19 protein-coding genes are annotated in these 21,985 nt (G+C 50.7%); 7 read left to right on the top strand and 12 right to left on the bottom strand.

The window, feature by feature from the left end:
- Window positions 1-5 precede the first annotated feature (5 nt).
- Entirely contained in the window at window positions 6-1,478 is a 1,473-nt protein-coding gene (zwf, locus tag E3U44_RS08420; RefSeq protein ID WP_134357726.1) for a glucose-6-phosphate dehydrogenase, read from the bottom strand.
- 412 nt (window positions 1,479-1,890) lie between these two features.
- Between zwf and glgA the strand changes: the two genes are divergently transcribed.
- The 4 genes from glgA to E3U44_RS08400 all read left to right on the top strand — a co-directional run bounded on the left by glgA (window position 1,891) and on the right by E3U44_RS08400 (window position 7,652).
- Window positions 1,891-3,339, top strand: coding sequence for a glycogen synthase GlgA (gene glgA, locus E3U44_RS08415; protein WP_134357725.1), 1,449 nt, complete (start codon window positions 1,891-1,893; stop codon window positions 3,337-3,339).
- A gap of 99 nt (window positions 3,340-3,438) precedes the next feature.
- Window positions 3,439-6,315 carry a phosphoenolpyruvate carboxylase gene (gene ppc, locus E3U44_RS08410; RefSeq protein WP_240761780.1) on the top strand — a complete coding sequence of 959 codons (2,877 nt, stop codon included), beginning with the start codon at window positions 3,439-3,441 and terminating at the stop codon, window positions 6,313-6,315.
- 42 nt (window positions 6,316-6,357) lie between these two features.
- Window positions 6,358-6,771, top strand: a complete 414-nt coding sequence (locus E3U44_RS08405; protein WP_134357724.1) for an NUDIX domain-containing protein — start codon at window positions 6,358-6,360, stop codon at window positions 6,769-6,771.
- Complete coding sequence (locus tag E3U44_RS08400) at window positions 6,768-7,652, top strand: eIF2B alpha/beta/delta subunit family protein (protein ID WP_166805044.1); 885 nt, start codon at window positions 6,768-6,770, stop codon at window positions 7,650-7,652. Before E3U44_RS08405 ends, E3U44_RS08400 begins: the two co-directional genes overlap by 4 nt.
- A gap of 171 nt (window positions 7,653-7,823) precedes the next feature.
- Here E3U44_RS08400 and ggt read toward each other — a convergent pair whose 3' ends face one another.
- Window positions 7,824-9,497 (bottom strand): gamma-glutamyltransferase, encoded by a 1,674-nt coding sequence (gene ggt, locus E3U44_RS08395; RefSeq protein WP_134357722.1) that lies wholly within the window; start codon window positions 9,495-9,497, stop codon window positions 7,824-7,826.
- A gap of 129 nt (window positions 9,498-9,626) precedes the next feature.
- On the opposite strand from ggt, the gene E3U44_RS08390 reads away from it, so the two are divergent.
- Window positions 9,627-10,490 (top strand): aldo/keto reductase, encoded by an 864-nt coding sequence (locus E3U44_RS08390; RefSeq protein WP_134357721.1) that lies wholly within the window; start codon window positions 9,627-9,629, stop codon window positions 10,488-10,490.
- A 407-nt stretch (window positions 10,491-10,897) separates the two neighbouring features.
- Here E3U44_RS08390 and E3U44_RS08385 read toward each other — a convergent pair whose 3' ends face one another.
- Genes E3U44_RS08385 through E3U44_RS08365 form a run of 5 tightly spaced genes read right to left on the bottom strand, consistent with a single transcriptional unit; the run spans window position 10,898 to window position 14,941 of the window.
- Entirely contained in the window at window positions 10,898-11,152 is a 255-nt protein-coding gene (locus E3U44_RS08385) for a YfhL family 4Fe-4S dicluster ferredoxin (protein ID WP_134357720.1), read from the bottom strand.
- 37 nt (window positions 11,153-11,189) lie between these two features.
- A complete protein-coding gene (coaD, locus tag E3U44_RS08380) occupies window positions 11,190-11,672 on the bottom strand; it encodes a pantetheine-phosphate adenylyltransferase (RefSeq protein ID WP_134357719.1) in 483 nt (160 codons plus the stop codon).
- Window positions 11,673-11,699: 27 nt separating this feature from the next.
- Complete coding sequence (gene rsmD, locus E3U44_RS08375; protein ID WP_134357718.1) at window positions 11,700-12,284, bottom strand: 16S rRNA (guanine(966)-N(2))-methyltransferase RsmD; 585 nt, start codon at window positions 12,282-12,284, stop codon at window positions 11,700-11,702.
- Window positions 12,268-13,572 (bottom strand): M16 family metallopeptidase, encoded by a 1,305-nt coding sequence (locus tag E3U44_RS08370; protein WP_134357717.1) that lies wholly within the window; start codon window positions 13,570-13,572, stop codon window positions 12,268-12,270. The genes rsmD and E3U44_RS08370 overlap by 17 nt, the downstream gene beginning before the upstream one ends.
- Window positions 13,562-14,941: a M16 family metallopeptidase gene (locus E3U44_RS08365; RefSeq protein WP_134357716.1), complete on the bottom strand. Its 1,380-nt coding sequence runs from the start codon at window positions 14,939-14,941 to the stop codon at window positions 13,562-13,564. The genes E3U44_RS08370 and E3U44_RS08365 overlap by 11 nt, the downstream gene beginning before the upstream one ends.
- Before the next feature lie 80 nt (window positions 14,942-15,021).
- Between E3U44_RS08365 and ftsY the strand changes: the two genes are divergently transcribed.
- Both ftsY and rpoH read left to right on the top strand, forming a co-directional pair.
- Window positions 15,022-16,101, top strand: coding sequence for a signal recognition particle-docking protein FtsY (gene ftsY, locus E3U44_RS08360; RefSeq protein ID WP_134357715.1), 1,080 nt, complete (start codon window positions 15,022-15,024; stop codon window positions 16,099-16,101).
- A 217-nt stretch (window positions 16,102-16,318) separates the two neighbouring features.
- Entirely contained in the window at window positions 16,319-17,182 is an 864-nt protein-coding gene (rpoH, locus tag E3U44_RS08355) for an RNA polymerase sigma factor RpoH (protein ID WP_134357714.1), read from the top strand.
- A gap of 17 nt (window positions 17,183-17,199) precedes the next feature.
- On the opposite strand, the gene E3U44_RS08350 is transcribed toward rpoH, so the two are convergent.
- The 5 genes from E3U44_RS08350 to E3U44_RS08330 form a co-directional block, all read right to left on the bottom strand.
- Window positions 17,200-18,318: a nucleotidyltransferase domain-containing protein gene (locus E3U44_RS08350; protein ID WP_134357713.1), complete on the bottom strand. Its 1,119-nt coding sequence runs from the start codon at window positions 18,316-18,318 to the stop codon at window positions 17,200-17,202.
- Entirely contained in the window at window positions 18,308-19,228 is a 921-nt protein-coding gene (locus tag E3U44_RS08345) for an HprK-related kinase A (protein ID WP_134357712.1), read from the bottom strand. Before E3U44_RS08345 ends, E3U44_RS08350 begins: the two co-directional genes overlap by 11 nt.
- A complete protein-coding gene (locus E3U44_RS08340) occupies window positions 19,228-19,512 on the bottom strand; it encodes an HPr-rel-A system PqqD family peptide chaperone (protein WP_166805043.1) in 285 nt (94 codons plus the stop codon). Before E3U44_RS08340 ends, E3U44_RS08345 begins: the two co-directional genes overlap by 1 nt.
- 26 nt (window positions 19,513-19,538) lie before the next feature.
- Entirely contained in the window at window positions 19,539-20,597 is a 1,059-nt protein-coding gene (locus tag E3U44_RS08335; protein WP_134357710.1) for a hypothetical protein, read from the bottom strand.
- A gap of 427 nt (window positions 20,598-21,024) precedes the next feature.
- Window positions 21,025-21,753: a S1 family peptidase gene (locus tag E3U44_RS08330; protein ID WP_240761813.1), complete on the bottom strand. Its 729-nt coding sequence runs from the start codon at window positions 21,751-21,753 to the stop codon at window positions 21,025-21,027.
- Window positions 21,754-21,985: the final 232 nt, after the last annotated feature.

Genomic DNA, 21,985 nt, shown 5'->3' with positions numbered 1-21,985 from the left:
CCAGGCTAAAGAGTATTCCGCCAGCGTTGGTCATCACGGTCAAACAGGCGCGAGGTTTCAGACGGTCCCCAACTGCCCGCCCCATAACTATGGATAAACTCCCGCTCACTTGCCCACACCTTAAGGATGGGATCAACCACCCGCCAGGCCCAGCGCACTTCGTCATAACGCAAAAATAGAGAATTGTCCCCCTCAATGACATCCAAAAGCAGCGCCTCATAGGCATCCAATTTAATTTCCCCTTGACTGCAGTAGGCGGCATCCAGGGTCGTGGTGTAGGCCCGCATTTCCAGCCCTGGCTCTTTAACCTGTAATTCAAGCCGTAGGCACTCATTAGGTTGGATACCGAGCAAGAGCCAATTGGGTTCGATGCGATGGATGGGGGTTTGGCGAAATAGCTGTTGAGGCACATGTTTAAAACGGATCGAGATCTGGGAGGTGGTGGTGGCCATCCGTTTGCCCGTGCGCAAATAAAACGGCACACCACGCCAGCGCCAATTATCGATATAAAGCTTGAGGGCCGCATAAGTCTCCGTCGTACTATCCTCGGCGACCCCTTTTTCGTCCAAATAGCCTAGCACTTTTTCATTCTGGAGGGTGCCGGGTGCATACTGAGCCCGAAAAGCATGAGCATTGACAGCACTTGCAGGAATAGGGCGGATGGACTTTAATACCTTGACTTTCTCATCCCGCAAGGATTCTGGATCCATACTCGGCGGCGGTTCCATTGCCACGAGGGCAAGCATCTGTAGAAGGTGACTTTGGATCATATCTCGTAAGGCACCGGTCCCTTCGTAATACCCTGCCCGCCCCTCAAGCCCCCGTGTTTCCGCATGGGTGATTTGAATGTGATCAATATAATTACGGTTCCAGAGGGGTTCAAGCATCAAATTAGCAAAGCGGAAAACAAACACATTCTGCACCGTTCCCTTCCCCAAGTAATGGTCGATGCGAAAGATTTGACGCTCGGCAAAACATCGATGCAGCCGAGTTTCCAGGCTTTCGGCACTTTCCAGATCATAGCCAAAAGGTTTTTCCACCACCAACCGCCGCCAACCATCTTTTTCTGAGTTAAGGCCCACCATCCCTAGATTATCGGAAACCACTCCGAATTCTGCTGGGCGAATGGACATATAGAACACTATATTGCCAGGAAAGGCCTGAGATTCTCCTTCCAGGTAGGCCCTAAGCTGATGGTAGGTGTTCCCTTCCGTAAGATCTCCCTGAAAATAATACAGCCGTTGTTGAAAACGGGCTAAAATCGCCTTATCTAATCCGCCCCTCGCCTTGGATTCGATCTCTTCAGCCACCCATTGACGCCAGTGCTCAATATTCCAATCTTGACGTCCAAGACCGACAATTGCCATTTTATTGGGCAATTGTTGCTCCACCTCCAAATGATAGAGCGCAGGTAATAGCTTATTACGGCTTAGATTACCGGTAGCACCGAAAATTACGAAGGTACACGATTCGAGCATATCAACCTCGCCTGGCAACGATAAAGACCATAAGGAATCTGTAGCCTGATTAAGCTCGCCTTTCTCAGAATCCTCACCTGTTCGCTCAGTAGGAAGCAAGACCCACTCTGGAATATAAAATATATAGCATCTAGCTAATGTAGCAGCCTGCCAGCGCAGGCATTCTAAATGCTTGGGTTAGCACATGACATTAAATTTTGGTATACTGATGAGCTTTTGTTGAAAACATATGCCTAGTTTTACAGGCAATTTGTATTTGCCTAAAAAACTAGCCTCCTGGTGCGAGTATAATCGCTATACCTTAAGCTTAATTTTCCATTTTTAAAAACAAAAATATTAAAAATAATCTGTCTAATGTTAATGGCATACACCTTGTGGCCGAATAAGCTTTTTGATCTTTCGAGGCATCAAAGTGTATAAAATTCTTTTTGCAAGCAGTGAAGTCCATCCTCTAATTAAAACTGGCGGTTTGGCTGATGTTGCCGGCACCTTGCCGGTGGAGCTCGCCCATCTAGGGCAGGATGTAGGCATTATCCTACCAGCCTACCCTGCCTGCAAAACTCGTCTTGAAAACTTGACAGAAGTGGCCTGTTTGCAGATTCCCTCAGCACCAGAGCCCGTTCGTATCTTAAAAAGCCAACTCCCCGAGGGGCCAAACCCAATCTGGTTGGTAGACAGTCCTGAACACTTTGACCGGCCAGGTAATCCTTATGTAGACGAGAACGGCCAAGATTGGCCAGATAATGCCGCACGTTTTGCCACTTTCTGCCAAGCTATTGTTGCCTTTGCGAATCATCCAGCATTGGGTCGACAACCTGATATCATCCACTGTAATGATTGGCAAACAGGGTTGCTGCCTCCGCTTCTCACCCAAGCAAAAAACCGACCTGCAACCCTATTCACTATTCATAATCTCTCTTACCAAGGAGTATTCCCGCGCCAGCAGTTCAAAGCCTTAAAACTGCCCCCGAGGTGGTGGTCACCGGATGCTTTAGAATTTCACCATCAATTTTCCTTTATCAAGGGGGGACTGGTGTTTGCCGATTGGCTTACCACTGTCAGCCCTACCTATGCCCAGGAAATCCTGACCCCAGAGTTTGGGTGCGGCCTGGACGGCGTGCTTCGCAGGCGGACAGAACGCCTTACTGGCATTCTCAATGGCGCGGATTATCAACATTGGGACCCAGCCCACGATTCTTTCCTCGAAAAACCCTATAACCAAAGCTGTTGGCCCCATAAAGCTTTTAACAAGTTGGCACTGCAGCGCCACTATGGCTTACTTGAAGACGAAACTATCCCCTTGCTGGGTTTTGTCGGGCGGTTAGTAGAACAAAAAGGAATTGACCTTATCCTCAGGGCCTTACCTGAGCTACTCTCTGAAAAGATTCAAGTGGTTTTTTTAGGCCAAGGCGATGAAGACTATGAGAATGCCCTGCGACAACTTGCTTCCCGCTACCCCCAGCAAATGGGGTTATCCATCCACTATGACGAACGGCTCGCCCATGGTATCCAAGCTGGCGCTGATATCTTCCTCATGCCCTCTCGCTTTGAGCCCTGCGGCCTGACCCAACTTTACGCCTTACGTTATGGTACTGTGCCGATTGTGCGCTGCACTGGTGGTCTTTCCGATACCGTGGTAGACGCAACCGAAGAAAACCTCCGCCGGGGACGGGCCACAGGCTTTATCTTTACAGAGCCTACCCCCTCCAGGCTGCTTGCTACCATCCAACGGGCATTGACTTTGTATAATCAGCGCAGCTTATGGCGCCAACTCGCCCTGACCGGCATGGAACAGGACTTTAGCTGGCAAGCCAGTGCTAAGGCCTATCTCAACCTTTATCGCCGGCTCGTCCCAAGTTAAGCCCCATGCCAAAGTATAAATAGGGGTGCATCTGGCCTATGATACCCCATGAGGCCAGATGCGCCAGACCAAGCTACATAGGCTATAGTGATATCCATTATGAAACAGACCTCTGAAGCCCAACCCGCGCCAATAACTTCTGCGCCCTCAGAGCAAGCCAAACATGCTACTTCCTGGCGCGATAAGGAATTGCGTGCCCGAGTCAAGCTTTTTGGCAACCTACTGGGCCAAGTCATCCAAGCCCAATCAGGGGAAAAAATATTCGCCGCTGTGGAGGCTTTGCGTAAAGGCTATATCAACCTGCGCAAAAAAGAGAATCCAGAGAAACGAATCCAGCTGCTGCGTCTTATCAGCAAGCTAGATGTAGAGACAATTACCCAAGTGGTGCGGGCATTCAGCATCTACTTCAGTCTCGCAAACATTGCCGAGGAGGCTTACCAACACCGCCAGCGGCAACGCCGTATTGATGCGGGGGGACCTCTTTGGCGGGGTTCATTTGAGGAAACCCTACAGGAGGTACGAAATGCTGGAGTCGGACCTGAGCAACTTCAAATTCTGCTAGATAGTCTGGCTTATATTCCTGTTATTACTGCCCATCCTACTGAGGCCAAGCGGCGCACAGTAATGGAACACCTCCGCAAGATCTTTCTCACCAACAAACTTTTGGACGAGGCTCGACTGAGCCAGCGCGAGGAAGAAGCGCTGCACCGTCAGCTAGAACGACAGATTCAAGTCCTCTGGAAAACTGATGAAGTACGGGCTCACCGACCCCAGGTTCGAGACGAAATCATTAATGGCCTGTTTTACTTTAAAGTCAGCTTATTCCAAGCAGTCCCCGAAACCTATCGCCAACTGGAAGAAGCCATTGATAAAGTCTATGGGGATGATCTCTCCGAGAATACAAGGATCCGAGTCCCCAGCTTTTTGCACTTTGGATCCTGGATTGGAGGAGATCGAGACGGCAATCCCAATGTCAAACCGGAGACCACTGCCATGGCAGTGCGCTTGCAAATGCGGATGGCATTGCAGCATTACCTCGAGCGCATTTCGGAATTGACGCGCATCCTGACTCACTCCATTCCCCTCATCCAACCCTCCACAGCCCTGATAGACAGTATTAATCGGGATCTTAGTGACTGCCCTGAGACCTTCCTTGGCAATCCTACTCGCTTTAGTCACGAACCTTACCGGCGCAAGCTCTACCTAATGCACTACCGCCTGCTAGATAATTTACGGGCAGTGGAACTACATCTTAAGCCAGAGAGCGGGCTCAGCCCCCCCAGTGGTGTGGGGTATCCCTCTGAGGATCAATTCCTTCAAGATCTTTACCTCCTTCGTGACAGCCTTATCAGCCATGGTGATGGCAATATTGCAGCAGGGGAACTGCAAGATCTGATTCGCCTGGTAGAAAGCTTTGGTTTTTACCTCCTTAAACTAGATGTTCGCCAGGAATCCCGCTCTCATACGGAAGCAGTTGCTGAATTAGTAAAGCAGGCAGGGCTCCACCCCACCTACCTTGATCTTTCGGAGATCGAACGTCAACAGCTGCTTTCCGAACAGCTCGCCCGTGAAGAAGGAGTCCCCATTGACCGGGAACAACTGACTCCCCCTACTCGCGAAACCCTTGAAGTGTTTGATGTCATGGCCCAAATGCGCCGGGAGGTCAGCCCCCGGGTCTTTGGTGCCTACGTGATTTCCATGACCCATGCCGCCAGTCATGTCCTAGAGGTCATGTTCCTAGGTCATCTTGCCGGCTTGGCTAAACACCAGCAGGGTCAATGGCATTGCGACCTACAGATCTCCCCCTTGTTTGAAACTATCGAGGATTTGGAACATATCGAGCCTGTAATGACTGCCTTGCTCGATGATCCCAGTTATCAAGCCCTACTCCAGGCCTCTGGTAACCAGCAAGAGGTTATGATTGGCTACTCAGATTCTTGTAAGGATGGGGGAATTCTGGCCTCCTCCTGGAAACTATATGAAGCACAAAATAAGGTTACTGTCCTGACGAGCGACCGGGATGTAGATTGCCGCATCTTCCATGGCCGGGGGGGGACCATTGGCCGTGGTGGCGGTCCCACCTTCGACGCTATCCTGTCCCAACCTCGAGGTACGGTCCACGGTCAAATCAAATTCACGGAGCAAGGCGAAGTTCTCTCCTCTCGGTACAGCAACACCGAGACTGCCATTTATGAGCTAGACATGGGAATAAGCGGCTTGATTAAGGCAAGCGCTTGCCTCGTCCAGCCCCCCCAAGAGGAAAAGCGCGACTATCTCGGGGTCATGGATTTTTTAGCCGAAGCTGGCGAGCGAGCCTACCGGGCACTAACAGAAGAAACCCCTGGTTTCCAAGATTATTTCTACGAAGCCACTCCCGTCAATGAAATTGGGCTTTTGAACATTGGCTCCCGGCCCTCCCACCGGAAAAAGGGTGATCGCTCCAAGGCCTCAGTACGGGCCATTGCCTGGGTCTTTGGTTGGGCCCAAGCCCGCCATACTTTCCCTGCTTGGTACGGTATCGGCAGCGCCTTGGAGCAATGGCGGGCCGGCGCTCCCGATCGCCTCGCAAAACTCCAGGCCATGTACCAAAACTGGCCCTATTTTCGGGCCATGCTGAGCAATATCCAAATGTCTTTGGCTAAGGCCGAGCTGCGCATCGCCCAACAATACGCCGATTTGTGTCTCGATCCTGAAACGGGAGAGCGGATCTTTGCCATGCTCAGTGCCGAATATCAGCGCACAGTGACGCAAGTACTCCATATTGTGGGAGCTCACACGCTGCTGGAGGAAAACCCCTCCTTGGCCTTGTCCCTGAGGCGTCGGGATCCGTACCTGGACCCCCTCAACCATATCCAACTTACTCTCCTCAAGCGCACCCGTGACCCCATGCTCACCCCCGTAGAACGCCAAGCTTGGCTTGATCCCTTGCTGCGTTCTATCAATGCTATTGCCGCAGGGATGCGCAACACCGGCTAACCCGAATTGTTCATGGATTATCCGGACTAATCCAGCAGGGCGATGAAACCACCTACTCCCAAACCCATCCGCCAAGTTGTCACTGTTTTTCTGGAACATCAAGGCAAGATATTGTTGGTTCGCCGCAGCCAACGAGTGGGCAGCTATCAGGGACGCTGGTCAGGGATTAGCGGCTATTTAGAAGATCCCACCCCCCTAGCGCAGGCTCTCCGTGAGATCCAAGAAGAAACTGGACTAAAGGGAGCAGACGTTACCCTGCTCAAGAGTGGCCCGCCACTCTCTGTGGATGACCCTGATTCGCCGGTACTGTGGAAAGTTCACCCTTTCCTGTTCCTGGTTGAGCATCCCGAGACCATCCGTCTAAATTGGGAAAACACCAGGTTATGCTGGGTAGCCCTCTCAGCATTATCCGATTATTCCACCGTTCCTGCCCTTGCTCAAGTCTATCCACTATGAAAGATGAGATAAAAATCCTTGCCGAGGATCGGGAACATGGGGCCAGCGAATTGGCCCGGCGCAGTCTCGCCTTGCTGGCTGAACGAGCACAAACCAGCCCGGCCACAACCTGTGGCGACCTTATCGCCGAATTAAATCTCCTTGCAGACCAGTTCCGGCAAATCCGACCCAGTATCGCCCCCGTCCAAAATCTAGTGGGGCGCTGGCAATCCCTCCTCTCTCGTTTCCCCCAGGAAGAGGTGGTCAGCCTGCGTCCAAAAATAGTGGCCCTTGCCCAGCAATTACAGGATCAATCCCAGCAGGCGGTCACGGCCATCGCCCGGCAAACAGCAGCGCTGGTGGGTAGGGGCGCGACGGTGATGACCCACAGCCTCAGCTCTACGGTGGTGGCTTCTTTTAAGCTATTGAAAGATCAAGGGGTGGACGCCATTATTACCGAATCTCGGCCGCTCCTGGAAGGCTGTAGACTAGCCAGAAAGCTGTCCGAATGGGGAATTGCTACTACCTTGATTACCGACGCCCAGATGGGGCTCTTTGTAGGAAAGGCCAAGGGGGTTGTGGTGGGCGCAGACACCCTGCTCAAGGACGGCTCCGTGATCAACAAAGCCGGTACCTTGCTGCTCGCTTTGGCCGCCCGCCACCAAAATATTCCTTTTTATGTGGCCAGCGAAACCTTTAAGCGGGTATCTGCTTCGCCGACCCAGGCTCAGTTAGAGGAAAAAGCACCGGAAGAATTGGCCCTTGAATCCCCGCCCGGAATAACCCTGCGCAATATTTATTTTGATATTACGCCCCCAAATTTGATCAGTGCCTATATCACCGAGCAGGGAATTTACCGCCAGGCGAGTAAACTTCCTTTTTACAATAATGCACGCGAATAACCGCTTATAAAAAATTACCTTGAATTATTTTCTGGCGGCTCAACGCTTGTCTGTCTTTAAGCTATTGAAATATTTGCGTTCATAGGCGTTAATTCGCGGCTAAGTATTTTATTTATAAGAAAATTAACAAGCAGCGATGGATACCCTTGAATCAGCATCTATTTCCGGCTCTTAACGAACGACCGCCTGCCCCACTCCCCTGGGATCACTGGCTGCCTCAACCCGGTTCCGAAGCCGATCCCAAAACAGGGCTTGCATATTCCCCCACCGTCGCTCATAGGGTGTCAGGCGATGTCCCAAAGCCTGCAAGCGTCGAATCTGGGCTTTATCAAAGGCTTGGGGTTCATATTGCACCTCATCGGGGAAATATTGGTGGTGAAAACGGGGTTGCGATACTAAGTGGGTTAAATCTCTCCCCTCCACATGGTTCAGAATGCCAAGCAACACCATGGTGATAATACGGCTGCCCCCAGGCGTTCCCAATACCAATACGCCGCGTTCGTCCTCCACGAAGGTAGGGGTCATGCTAGATAAAGGTCTTTTCCCAGGGGCAATAGCATTGGCTTGATTGCCAATCAGGCCATAGACATTGGGTACGCCGGGGGCAGCCGCAAAGTCGTCCATCTCATCGTTGAGTAAGACCCCCGTACCAGGAGGCATGAAACCGGAACCAAAAGGATAGTTGATACTCAAGGTGGCGGCAACCCAATTCCCCTCCCGATCCATAATAGAAAAATGCGTGGTATGTCGTCCGGATTCCTGGTTTCCAATACCGGGGAGATGGGCGCTGGGAGTTACCCGGTCGAGGCGGATGCCGGCCCGCAATCCGGCGCCATAATAAGGATGGATTAACTTTTCCACTGGAATATCTACAAAATCTGGGTCCCCTAAGTACCGGGCCCGATCCCGGTAAGCGCGGCGCATGGCTTCGATAATGAAATGGGCACGAGTCGTCTCTGAGAAGGTGGAGAGATCCTCCTGGGCGAGGATATTTAACATGGTCAGCAAAGCGACGCCCCCAGAAGAAGGAGGACTTGCAGAAATAATGTTGAACCCCCGGTACTTACCCCGCACCGGTTCCCTCTCCACGACCTGATATTGGGCTAAATCTTCCAAGCGCCAAATACCCCCAGCGGCTCTCACACCATCGACTAAGGCTTCTGCCACCGATCCTTGGTAAAAACCTGCCGCCCCCTGTGCAGCCAGAGCTTCTAGGGTAGCCGCCAAGGCAGGTTGTTTAATCCGCTCCCCTAGCATGGGCACTTTTCCATTACTCAAAAATACCCGACTGGCAGCGGGCCAGCGCCTAAGCACAGGAAGCCGAAAGGTCACCTGGCGGCGGTAAGGCTCATCTACCTCAAAACCCTCGTTGGCATAGCCAATGGCAGGGGCTAGAGTTTTGGCAAGGGATAAACGGCCATAATGCTCTGACAGATAGGCCAGTGCTGCTGGTAGACCAGGGATTGCTGCTGCTAATGGCCCATCGATAGAGGCCCGGTCAATCAATTTACCTGTTTCATCAAGATACATTTGAGAAGTGGCTGCAAGGGGAGCCCGTTCTCGGCCGTCAATCATGATTTCGACATTATCCTCGGCACGATGGAGCAGCCAGAATCCTCCCCCTCCCAGCCCGGAGCTATAAGGTTCTACCACCGCCAGGGCTGCGCTTACTGCCACGGCCGCATCAAACGCATTCCCCCCCGCCTCCAGCACCCCATGCCCTGCACTAGTAGCGAGGGGATGGGCACTGGCGATAGCCGCTGCAGGGGGGGGGTTCTGGGCAACAGCTAAACCACTCCCCACAACCAGAAAAGCAAGAACTGCGATACGGAGGAAGATTGTCATGGTTATCTGTAAAAGCACGTTAGAATATTAAACAAGTGATATAAGGCTAAGAGCTATCCACCATACCATGGAAAACTCAAGTGTCTATATTTCCGGTAAACCTAACGCTTTCCATCTAGGGAGATTTTCATGAAAAGAGAGCTTGACGGGACAGGCTATCAACTTTATGCCATCGGCCTTGGAGCCATGCCTCTTTCCATTGCCGGGCGGCCGGAGAAAAAGAACGCCATGGAGGTCATTCGAGCATTTGTGGAAAACGGTGGCAATTTTATCGATACCGCGAATGTCTACTGTCTTGATGATGGAGAACTAGGTCATAACGAGCGCCTTATCCATTCCACCCTGACCCCACTTGGGGTGCGTAATGAAGTATTGGTTGCCACCAAGGGAGGCCTCCGGCGCCCTCGCGGAGAATGGGTCGTTGATGCCCATCCTGAATGGCTACGCACTTCCTGCGAACAAAGCTTGCAAGATCTCCACTGCGAAATTATCGACCTCTATTATCTCCATGCGCCTGATCCCAACATCCCCTTTGAGGAGTCCCTGGGGATGTTGATCCGGCTCAAGGAGGAAGGCAAAATCCGGCACTTAGGGCTCTCCAATATTGATTCCCGGCAATTGGAACTGGCTTTGAGTCAAGTTCCCATTGCCGCAGTACAAAATCGCTGTCACCCTTTCCACAAGCAGGATTTCCAGAGTGGACTGGTGGATCTGTGCCAAAACCGAGGCATCAGCTATATTCCTTATAGCCCTGTCGGAGGGCGGCGTCACCACGAGCGTTTAGCTACCCAACCTTTATTTCAAGCTCTTAGTGAAAAATACCAGGCCTCACCCTATCAAATTACGCTGGCTTGGCTATTACAAAAAGGAGAGCATGTCCTGCCTATCCCCGGAGCTAGCAAGATCGCCAGCGTGCAAAGCAGTATGGGAGCGGTCAAGGTTCAACTGGAGACAGAAGATAGGGAGGCCATCGACCAGCTAGCAGACGATTAAATCTCGATTCGGCTTTTAGCCACGAATGCACGCCAATAAACGCGAATAGAATTAACCTGGATTTTTCACCACCAAGACACAAAGGTGAGGGAAGCTCAGTCAGTTGAGAGAAATTGAGGTTATCTAAACCTATTTAAGTTTTTGAGTTCTTTGCGTTCTTCGTGCTTCTGTGGTGAGTTTAAATGATCTATCCAGGCTAACCGTATAAGTATCTCAGTAAAAGTTTTGCAGTATTCCTGGAGCGAGCCGGTGGCGTGGAGCCAGGGGACAGGGAAGTCCCCACAAACCCTTTTTTCAGGGAGGAAAAACGGATTTGCGGAACCACCTCCGGCTCGCTCCTAAAACACCTCATATTTTATTCATAGGTACTTATTGCAAAAAAGTTCAGCTATCAGAAAGACTTTAAGTTACTCCGATAGGGCCATAAGTGCTTTATACTTGCCCTCTAGCTCCTGTTGAGTTTCTTTACGGTCAGGGTCAGAAATAATACATTCCACTGGACAAACCTCGACGCATTGGGGAGTCTCAAAATGCCCGACACACTCCGTACAGAGCTTCGGTTCAATGACATAAATCTCCTCTCCTTGCGAAATCGCTCCATTAGGGCACTCGGGCTCGCAGACATCGCAATTGATGCACTCGTCGGTAATCAATAAAGCCATAGCTTATTCCTGACTAAAATACTCAATTATAAATATTCTAGCTTAATTTTTCAGTCAGCGCAGCCAGCACGCTAGGATGCACAAAAGGCGATACATCGCCTCCTAACGCGGCGACCTCCCGCACTAGACTAGCCGAAATAAAGGCATATTGTTCGGCAGGGGTCAGAAACAATGTTTCTACCTCCGGTACTAGGTGGCGATTCATGCTGGCTAATTGAAATTCGTACTCAAAGTCGGATACTGCCCGCAACCCTCGCAGCAACACGCGGGCACCACAATCGCGAGCAAAATCTGCCAACAAGATATCAAAGCCTCGCACTTCCACATTAGGGTGAGCCGCTAAAACCTCTTCCGCCAGAGATACCCGCTCTGCTAATGAAAAACAGGGTGCTTTCACGGGACTAGCGGCAACGGCCACAATAATCCGCTCAAATAGGGGGGCCGCGCGCGCCACCAAATCACTATGACCTCGGGTAATAGGGTCAAAGGTCCCTGGATAAACAGCAGTAATATTTGGCATAGTTTAGCGTTCTTGAATCAGCTGAGTTTAACTTCGGCGAGCCAAATAATACCCCACTTCCCCGGCCTGTTTGCTGTGCACCAACTTCCAGCTAGCAGGCAAAGGTGGTACTCCCCCCCGCCCTCGGGCCTCCAGATAAATGTAGGCACCAAGGGTCAGCCAACCGCCGCGTTCCAAGTGCTCGCAGCAGGGTCCTAATAACCCACTCTCAAAGGGAGGATCTAAAAAAGCAATATCAAAACTTTGAGCAGGACTACAGAGATAAGCCAAGGCGTCACTGGCGACCACTTCTATCCCCTTAGCAGCAAGTCGCGCCACCTGAGCACAAATTTCCCGATAGACCCGCGGATCTTTCTCCACCATGACCACTTGCGCCGCTCCCCGGGAACTGGCCTCCAAACCTAGGGCACCACTACCTGCAAATAGATCCAAACAGCGAGCCCCCCTAATTACCGGCTGAAGCCAATTAAATAAGGTCTCCCGAACCCGATCGGGGGTAGGACGCAGCCCTGGGCGAGCGGAAAAGATGAGTTTCCGACCGCGCCAGAGACCACCAATAATCCGAACTTGGCCTCGGGCTCGGGAGACTCCGGATCTACTCTTCGGCGGCACCGCCCACCATGACCGTGACCATCTTGTCTAGATTGACTCTTTTCTGAAAGGCCTCCCGGATCTGGGCCCCCGTGACCGCTTCCACCTGGGAAGTAAAGGTTTCCAAATAATCCAGCGGCAATCGATAGAAGCCGATCATGGCAAGATACTGGGCCTTTTCCCCATTACTGTCGATTCGCAGTGGGAACCCCCCCGTAATATTTTGCTTGGCAAGCTGGAGTTCCTCCTCACTGGGTCCGGTGGCCATAAAGCCTTTCAAGGTGTTGCGCAGCACCTGCAATGCTTCTTCCGCCTGCTCATTGCGGGTCTGTAACGCCAAAATATAGGGACCCCGGCGACGCATGGGGCTAAAATAGCTATAGGCGCTATAGGTCAGGCCCCGCTTTTCCCGTAGTTCTACGCTGATCCGTGATACCAGGCCGCTGCCACCCAATACATGGTTCCCCACATATAAGGGGAAATAATCAGGATCGCCACGGCGCAGACCTATCGTACCCAGGATGACCGTGGTCTGGGTGGAAGGATAAGTCATGACCTCCCTACTCGATTCTTTGATTCTAGGTACAGGAGGGAGAGTTGGCGCCGGCTTTCCGGCGGGCAAATCACCTATCACCTGCTCCGCTACCTGTTCGGCCTGAGTACGGTCCAGGGCGCCCACAATGGCCACTACCGCATTGCTACCCACATAGTGGCGCTGATGAAAAGCTAAGGCGTCATCCCGGCTCAGACTGGCCAGCCCTTCCTCGGTCCCAGAAGGCAGATGAGCATAAGGATAATCCCCGTAAAGGTGGCGGTAAAAGGCTCGGCTGGCAAGACTGCTCGGCGACTGCAACTGCCTTTGTAAGGCAGCCTCCATGCGTTTGCGCTCTCGCTCAAAAGCGACTGTCGGCATGGTAGGCTTGGCCAAAACCAAGGCCATGGTTTCCAATGCCGGCTGCAAAATTTCAGGCTGAGTCAGGCTGCGTAGACTCACTACCGCCATGTCCCGCTCGGCCTGGGTGCCAAATTGGGCACCCAAGCTATCGAAACGCTCGGCGATAGCATCGGCATCCAGGTCACCGGCACCCTCCGGCAATAAAGCGTTGCTCAATCGGGCCAATCCTGGTTGATCCCCATCCCGAGCCGCACCGGCATCAAAGACCACCTGGACATCCACCATGGGCAGCTCCTTGGCCTGGATAAAATAGACCCGCGCCCCGTTTGCCGTAGCCCAGTGCTGAATATCAGGGGCCGCCAAAACCGTTCCCGCGATACCCCATAGAATTAAAACAAGCAGATTACGAAACATGGCGGCCTCCCTCTGTAGGCTGAGTTGGGGGCGATTTTTCTCCCGGCTGAATAGGCAAAGGAATCAATTCCGCCCGGGTCAAATTGCTCTCCAGCAGATATTTTTGGGCAACCGCTTGAACTTGCTTAGCAGTGATGGCCCGCACCCTATCCACATAGGCATCGGCCAGCCGCCAATCTAAACCTACAGTCTCCAATAAACCCAACTGCATGGCCTGGAAAAACATGGAATCCTGCTCAAAGACCTTATGAGCCACGACTTGATTTTTAATTCGCTCCAGTTCCTCTTTGCTTACTAACTCTTTTTGCAGGCGCTGGATCTGAGCCCCCAAAGCCTCCTCCAACTCGGCAATGCTATGCCCCTGGGCCGGGACCCCAGCCATCACGAACTGGTCCTGGGCACGGGCATAAAGATCGTAGCTAACCCCTACGCTAGTGGCGATTTGACTACCCCGGATCAATTCCTTGGAGAAACGGGAACTGCGCCCCCCATCCAGGATTCCTGCCAATACTTCCAGGGCGTAGGCTTCCCAATCCTCTTCAGCAGTCTTAACGACGGGGACTTTCCAACCTAGCAGCAGATAAGGCAGCTCGGCAGGGGTCTTTACGAAGATCTCCCGACGGCCATTCTGGGGAACCTCCTGCTGGGGTTTCGGCGGAGTGATCGTCTCCGGCTCCAGGGGACCGAAATATTTTTTGGCCAAAGCATGGATGGCCTCTGGGTCCACATCGCCCACCACGACGACCGTGGCATTGTTAGGGGCGTACCACTGCTGATACCAGGCCTGCAAATCCTTTAGCCCATAATGTTGGATATCACTCATCCAGCCAATGACGGGATGGTGATAAGGACTACTCAGAAAGGCCGTGGCGTTAAAGCGCTCGTAGGTCAAGGCATTGGGGTTGTCTTCCGTGCGCATGCGCCGCTCCTCCATCACCACCTGCTTTTCCTTGCGTAACTCTTCAGGATCGAGCACCAGATTGCGCATGCGATCAGCCTCCAAGCGGAAGCTCACTTCCACTCGGTCATTGGCCATTTGCTCAAAATAGGCCGTGTAATCGCGGCCCGTAAAGGCATTCTCCTCGCCGCCGTTAGCAGAAATAATTTGCGAAAATTGGTTAGGCTCCAAGGTTTTGGTACCCTTAAACATCATATGCTCCAGCATATGAGAAATGCCGGTGATCCCACTGTGCTCATAGCTAGAGCCTACCTTGTACCACACTTGGGAAACCATCACGGGTGCGCGAGGGTCTTCCTTAACCAGGAGCTTTAACCCATTCTCCAGGGTAAATTCATGCACTTTGGCCACAGCCGCCAGCGGCAGCACCAAGACCAGAAAGATCCCTAACAAGCGTATGAATGGCGTCATCGTTTTCCTTCTTACTCTTAATCAAAATGGCAATAATGATAGGATATTTAGTCACTATTACCTAATGAGTCGTAGCAACCATGGTAAGTTTCTTTAAGCGAAAGGGAAAGAACCCAGCACCGGATCCAGAAATGGTGACCCCTGCCCCTGAGACGGCTGAAACCCCGGAAAAAGCTAATGGGGGCACGGAAACCGTGAAAAAGCGGCGGTTGTTCAAACGCCTGCGCAATCGCCTCGGTCGCACCCGCGGCAACTTGACTGGCGGTATCGCCGACTTGATGCTGGGCAAAAAAAACATTGACGATGAGTTACTGGAAGAGATTGAAACCCAATTGCTTGTTGCCGATGTGGGGGTAGAAGCCACCCAATCCATTATTGATAATCTCACCGTGCGAGTCTCCCGCAAACAACTCAAAGACCCAGCAGCCTTAATGGTAGCCTTAAGGGAGAATATGCAAGAGCTGCTGCTGCCCTCTAGCCACCCCCTGGTGATTCCCGAGGGCACCAAACCCTTCGTAATTCTCATGGTGGGCGTCAATGGAGTTGGCAAAACCACCACGATCGGTAAACTGGCCAAAAAATTCCAGGCGGAAGGCCGCTCGGTCATGCTAGCTGCAGGCGATACCTTCCGCGCCGCCGCGGTGGAACAGCTTCAAGCCTGGGGCGAGCGTAACCAGGTGCCTGTAATTGCCCAGCGCAGCGGGGCTGATTCTGCCTCGGTGATTTTTGATGCCCTACAATCGGCCCAGGCGCGAGGAATCGATGTCCTGGTTGCGGATACTGCAGGCCGCCTGCATACCCAGGCCAATCTCATGGAAGAACTCAAAAAAGTTAAACGGGTCATGGGGAAAGTAGATCCCCAGGCTCCCCATGAAATAATGCTGACCGTGGATGCCGGAACGGGCCAGAATGCCCTCAATCAGGCTAAGCAGTTCCATGAAGCCGTGGGTCTTACGGGGATTACCCTCACCAAGTTGGATGGCACCGCTAAAGGGGGGGTCATTTTCGCCATTGCTAAGAAGATGGCGCTCCCTATCCGCTTTATCGGCGTCGGTGAAGGAATCGACGATCTCCGTCCTTTCGACGCGGAGGAATTCGTGGCGGCCTTACTTACCCCCACCTCCGCGGAAGAGGGGGAGGAAGAAATCGCTTCAGAATGAAGAAGCCTAAACCTTTGAAATTTTCCTCCGGTGGCCGAATTTAATAGCGCAAACTAGTCACAAATAGGCTTGTCTAATTTTTTGTTCCCTGTGGCCGGTATTCAAAGGCCAACGTGCGCCACGGGCAGGAAACTTTTGCAATAAATTTACACTCAAAATTAGCACTCTTACTATTTGAGTGCTAATATAAAAAGAGCTTTTTTCTGAAGGGGAACTTATGGAACTGACTGTACGCAATAGTAATGGCTTCTTGGTGCCGGTGGCTGTGGGCGATCTGGATACCTACTGTCAAACTGTCCATAGTATTCCCATACTAAGCGCAGACCAGGAACGCAATCTTGCCCTTCGGCTTAGACATCACCATGATCTAGACGCAGCCCGGCAGCTGGTGCTTTCTCATCTTCGTTTCGTGGTCCGGATTGCTCGAGGATACAGTGGTTATGGACTTCCCCTAGCCGATTTAATCCAGGAGGGCAATATTGGCCTCATGAAGGCGGTCAAACGTTTCGATCCAGAGCAAGGGGTCCGTCTGGTGTCTTTTGCTGTGCATTGGATCCGGGCTGAAATTCATGAATTTATTCTTCGCAACTGGCGTATCGTCAAAGTAGCAACCACCAAAGCCCAGCGCAAACTATTCTTTAATTTGCGGAGCGCTAAAAAGCGCTTGGGTTGGCTAAATCGAAAAGAGGTGGATGAGGTTGCCCGTGATCTAGGGGTCAGCCCTGAGCAGGTCTTGGAAATGGAAGCGCGCTTAAGCAGCCAAGACACTCCCTTTGAGAGCTCCAACGCTGAAAATAGCGAAGATGATATCCCTGCGCCGATCGCCTATCTTTCTGATCCCAGTACCGATCCGGCCGGGCAAATGGAGCGGCTGGATCAAGAGCATTATTATGGTCAACGGCTGCAGCAGGCATTGGAAGCGCTGGACCCTCGGAGCCGCGCCATTATCCACCGTCGTTGGCTTCAAGAAAGCAAAAGCACCTTGCACGAACTGGCAGCGGAATACCAAATCTCTGCCGAGCGCATCCGCCAGTTGGAAAATAACGCTATCAAGAAATTGCGTTCTATGCTCAACGACTAACATACGAATGCGGCCAATTAGTTTGTCTTAAGATGGTGCAAATACTTGTTCTGGGCACGTCCAATAGCTTTGCGAGCCAGATGAGGCATCAACAAATGCATTGGCATGCGCAGATAATGGGAGCGAACATAAAGCAACCAGCAGGCAACTCCTGTAGACCAGCGAGGATGATCCGGATGCTCTGGAAACAACGCCCGCGGCACTAATTTATCCATCACCAAGGAGACCAGTACCGAAGGTTTTTCATTTTCAATCTCCCGGATAACATCAGCAGGAACAGGCGTCTCCAGCAAGTGCCGCGTATAACGCAGTGCATAAAATAGCGGTCTTTGTAACTCTAGCTGGATAGCCCGCGGTACCAGACTCTCCCAGAAGCTGAATTCACGGCCGAAGTGGCGCAGCAAACCATCTAGATCGACTAAATCTCGTAATTGACCATCCAGTTCTGAGTCATAAAACAAATGCGTTGCACTGTGAAGCACCATATCTACCGGTGCCAAAACTTTAAAGGGCGTCCCCTCAATCGACTGTGCAGCGTCCAAAAGCAAATCCGGATTAGGGTGCAAACGACTGGTCACAGGCAAAATTGTATGGTGGATATCGACCTCGACTTGCCTATCTCGGTGCCGCATAGGAGGCAATTCATGCATCCAACGACGATAATACTGCTGGTCATAATCATCAACTTTAGCGGCCTCCCAACCCCCTCGTTTCAGGGTTAACTCTACCGTTTTTAAATTCGTTTTGGGCACTAAAAGATCAACGTCGGCAAGTAGGCGGCCTCTGGCAACCGGCAATTTTGCTAGAAGATAAGCTCCTCCTTTGAGTAAGACACAAGGAATATGAATATCAGTCAAGGCCCTCTGCAAGCGGTTGATTTCCCATAGCACTTGGCGCTGACGCTGATTTGCCAGCGCCCGCGCTGCTGTCATATGCTCAGCCACCTTAAACGGCAATTGGTCAAGTAAAGCCCGTTGCTCTATCTGCTCTCCCAAGGAGGCCAAGAGACGGGCTTGGCGAGCCACACGTAATAATAAATCCCACTCCCCTACTTGCAGGGCAAACAAACTTTCTGGTTGACATAGCGCTTTGAGAAGGAGTTGCTCCGCGCCCGACAAAGGCTGCTTAACCAGCATATGAAGGGGCTACCAAAGCATCAAGTTTAGCAATAGCTTCATCTAGATCGCCGAAAGATAAGGCATAACATTGGCATGATCTGATCATTTTCGTGACAAGTTTGAAGCCATTTACACCAAGCACCTCATAATTGAAGGCATTGTTAGCCAATTTCAAAAACGCATAAGCTTGGGAATAGGACTCTAAAACAGTAGGTGCGCCGGTTTTATATCGGGGAAAGATAACTAGAGAAGGCGAAACAGTCTCTTCCATCCGTTCAACGCTAGATGTCGGTGGCCGTAGATGAGCAACAGTTCCTTTGCGGGTTTTCGGAAAGGACGGACCGATTACTGCATCCGGCGCAAACTCCCGGATCACTGCTATAGATTGATTTTTTAAAGAAATGGGGCGGGGTAAAGGGACTATCCTGCCGTCTTCCATATTCACCAATCCGAATTCATCAGAAAGCAATCGCCAGCCACGGTGAATTAATGCAGCACAAAGTGTGCTTTTCCCTGATCCTGGATAGGCAGGTAAGATAATGCCTTGCCCATTTTTCTCTACAATACCTGCATGCAGCATTAAGTAATGATGGGCCCGAGTCGCAATACACCAATTCATACCCCACTCCAATAGGGGTGTGGCGAGCTTGAGGGGGAAAGGTTCGAAAGGTATACGGCCATCAATTTGAAATAATACTTGAGGCCGCCACCAATAGCGCAAATTTCCAGGTTTTCTTAAAGAGATATGAAAATCTGCAATCACTTCACCTTTGGCGACAGGGAAGTCTGCGTAAAGTAATCGGATAATTTGCGGCAGGGTGCCAATTTGCCCCTGCAAACGGACAATAAAAGGTCCTGTTTTTAAATAAAGGCCAACACCAGAGAGGCGCTCTTTGAGTTCGGGAACCTTTAGACAAGCAACCTTCACTAGCAGCAGGGTTCAATTAATCCTAAGTTATCAAATTCTTTAAGCAGGCGCGACATGCGAGGCAGAAGCTCTTCGAGTTCGACTTCAAAGACTTCCCTCAAACGATCTGCAAGCTCCGCTTCACTCACCGGATAAATTTCTAAAATTCGTAATGCTTCCGCTGCAAGCTCATTGAGAAGATGGGTTTCACCTGAACTTTGGTTGAAAATGATATAATAATTGCCAAAAGATTCACAAAAAATACTTCTTTCATCAGGTACTTTCCAGGTAATAAATCTGCACACTATATTTCAAAGTATTTTTGCTACATCTATATGGTAGTGGGATTCACTGAATACCAACATGAACCCGTAATATGATTGAATTGGTCAGAAGGTCCAAAGCCTATTATCGCACCGGACTCATCTACTTGAGCAATGACATAGCGGGGAGTATCCTCTGTCACTATTAAAAAATTGCTATTCCCTGGTCCTATCATATAATTACCATTCTCTGTTTCTTCCATAGGAGCACCCATCCCTGTTTCTTCCTTAGGATTACCATTCCCTGCTTCTTCCGTACAATTACCATTCCCTGCTCCTTTCACAGGGTTACTATTCCCTGCGCCTTCCACAAAGATCCCTGCCTCCTCCCTTGCTCGCCGCGCCCATGCTATCCTAGCATCCTCACGGCTACCCATCCCTGCTTCTTCCGTACAATTACCATTCCCTGCTCCTTCCATAGGGTTATCATTCCTTGCTCTTCTCACAGGGTTATCATTCCTTGCTCTTCTCACAGGGTTACTATTCCCTGCGCCTTCCACATAGATCCCTGCCTCCTCCCTTGCTCGCCGCGCCCATGCTATCCTAGCATCCTCACGGCTACCCATCCCTGCTTCTTCCACAGGATCACTCATCCCTGCTTCTTCCACAGGATCACTCATCCCTGCTTCTTCCACAGGATCACTCATCCCTGCTTCTTCCACAGGATCACCACTTTGGGTGTAATAGTATCTGCCATACTCATCTAACCAACGATCTACATCCTCATGAGGCTGGTAAACCCAAAAAGGATCAGAGTAGCTATTAGATTGAAGCTGTCTAGCCTTCACCTCCTTACGTACCCAAGTATCCGTACTTTCAACTAGCCAATTGGGCTGCTCGTTCCAAGCTAATTGTTGATCTTTTGCTATGCACGCTTCTGAGTTGTAGCTGCTCATAGCCACTGCTGCCCCGCTCGGCAAAGTCATAATGACCGGCACCGCCGCAGCTCCTTTTAAAAGGGTACGCCGAGGTTTTGAGACGGAAGAAGAACGTTCATCTTGCCCTTGGAGTGATTCCGTCTTCAAAGCTTTAACGTCCTTTTTAGAATTATCTTGAGAGGTAATCATAACCCTCCATCTCCCTCATAATTGGTTTGAGAATATTATGCATCTAAAATATCTAAGGCAATATGCAATATATGCGCCAATATATAAGTTATTGTTTTTATGCCATATTTTTTTATCACTATCAACAGTACTCACCCATTCGCAAATTCTATTGACAGTTTGAACACAGCAACCCCAAAGAATAAAACAATATCTTATATATTCGCTCTCATTCTAAATAAGGCTTCAAAGTTGTAACCTTTTTCAACAACCCAAATTATCTTCTCCCCGGAATCATCATTATTGGCCCCTTCGAGTGCCAATTGCCATAAGAACATTCTAGATTATTAATTATAGACATCACCACATCATGTGTGGTGCATAAAATTCTACAATAAGGTGTTAATTATTTTGACAAAGCCAATATATTTTGGGAAAAAAGATTCATCTATGGTTTTAATCCTGCCCTACTAAGCAGTGTGCGAAGATGATCTACCGGAATAGCGTAAGTGATCCCACTCGGGTCCTTGAGTATATTTTCTTTGCTTTCCTTGACAAACACCATATTTACTACGCCTAATAATTTTCCTGTGTCCGGGTCATAGACTGGGCTACCACTATTGCCCGGATAGGCTGTAGCATCCAACTGAAACACTTTGAAAGGCTCAGAACGGAGATGCTGGATACGCTGGGGGTTAAGATCCCTTAAGACTCTTCCAGCCGAGGCAATTGGCGTAATTGCTGCCACAATACCCCGATGCGTCACCGGATATAAACCTAACACTGGCCCAATGGGAAATCCCGTGAAAGCCACTAAATCACCTTCACGTACCCGAGATGCATTACCTAAGGAGAATGCTGGAAGAGACGCTCCATCAATCTTCAGTAGGGCGAGATCATGTTTATGATCTACTACCACCTTCTCCGCTCGCCGTACTTTTCCTTGAATGCCAACAAACACCGCGATATGTTCACGGCGCTTGGCATTGAGTGAGGAGGGTAAGACATGAGCATTGGTGACTACATGCCGACCATCGGCCACCATGAACCCTGTCCCTCTATAACTTGCCTGAGATTGGTGGGTGGGTGTATAAGTGCCTATCCCAACCACGGCATGCTTGACACGATTAATAGTATCGGGAAGATCAGCTAAAATTTCTGCTTCCGGCAAGAACATCAAGATAATAAAAAGGAAAAGCAACAGCTGCTGCGGCATCCTGTGACCCCATTGTTTCACTATCTACCTCCTCTAAGCCGAATCCGAACAAACTTGCTTAATCTTCGCTTCGAGCTTATCCAGCAACAACGAACACTTGCTTAAAAACACCCTCTTGCCCTCAAGCGCTACTTCGATTGGCATCACAAATTTGATTTCTTTATTCTATAAGGATTATGCTCATAGAAACTAA

The organism is Nitrosococcus wardiae, assembly GCF_004421105.1.
Lineage (GTDB): Bacteria > Pseudomonadota > Gammaproteobacteria > Nitrosococcales > Nitrosococcaceae > Nitrosococcus > Nitrosococcus wardiae.
This window is presented reverse-complemented; position numbering and strand designations above follow the sequence as displayed.